Here is an 831-nt window from a genome sequence, read left to right as displayed (position 1 = left end):
CTTCGTTTCATCCTGATAATTCGGCGATTTTGAAGTTAAACACACCATATTGATTTCTTTATCTATTATTTCCATAAACTCGTTAGCATGAGAATTTTTAGTTTTAAGAAAATTTAAAATTATTGACAAATGTTTTTTTCTTTTCCATTCTCAAATTTATACGTACATTTAATTGACTGTTGTAAATTAAATTTACCATTATCATCAATAGAGTATTTATTCCATGATTTAAGCCAATCACCTTCTTCAAAATGTGAAACTTGTAGTATATATATATAATTATTAATGAAATAGTATTGAGATTCTGCGTAAAAACTTTCAATATTATATTTCTCATAATAGAGTGGAATTTCATCAATTATTTTATTATTTAATTCTGTAAAAAGTCTTACTTCTATGTTCAGATCTTCTGGATAAATTTGTGTTTTAGTTTTTTTTTAAGAAAATATTAATACCATTTATTGGAGAAAGGTATATTTTTTCATTTGATACCATTTGATTAATTATTTCACTATAATTAAAAGTTATTTTCGATAAAATACACTTCTTTTTTCCATATCTATTTCTTTTTGTGTTTTACCACTTTCATATAGATTAACTGACAAACATGTAGAATCTATTGTTTTCACAAGTTTTTTTTTACTAACCAAACTATCACCTTGATATATTTTTGATTTATAGTTTGTAATCTTTTTATCAAGATTGTTTTCAACTTCAGCATGAGAATGAATAGTAAAAAAATAACAAAGTATGATAAATAGTCTTCTTTTCATCTGTCTTTATCCTTTTATTCGAATAACAAATATCATATTTTGATTTCTTTTAGAGGTA

At 23.0% G+C, this 831-nt stretch carries 1 protein-coding gene; it reads right to left on the bottom strand.

The window, feature by feature from the left end:
- Window positions 1–524 precede the first annotated feature (524 nt).
- The gene (locus J3U63_RS13215) at window positions 525–773 is read right to left on the bottom strand and encodes a hypothetical protein (RefSeq protein ID WP_267371853.1); all 249 of its coding nucleotides are present in this window, start codon (window positions 771–773) and stop codon (window positions 525–527) included.
- Between the last annotated feature and the right edge of the window lie 58 nt (window positions 774–831).

This window comes from Gilliamella sp. B2838 (genome assembly GCF_026536185.1).
In the GTDB taxonomy this organism is placed as follows: domain Bacteria; phylum Pseudomonadota; class Gammaproteobacteria; order Enterobacterales; family Orbaceae; genus Gilliamella.
The sequence above is the reverse complement of the archived record's forward strand: the minus strand, read 5'-3'. Positions and strand labels throughout refer to the sequence as shown.

Excerpts from the sequence above, each read along its gene's own strand:
- J3U63_RS13215 (WP_267371853.1), bottom strand. The coding sequence starts at position 773 with ATGAAAAGAAGACTATTTATCATACTTTGTTATTTTTTTACTATTCAT.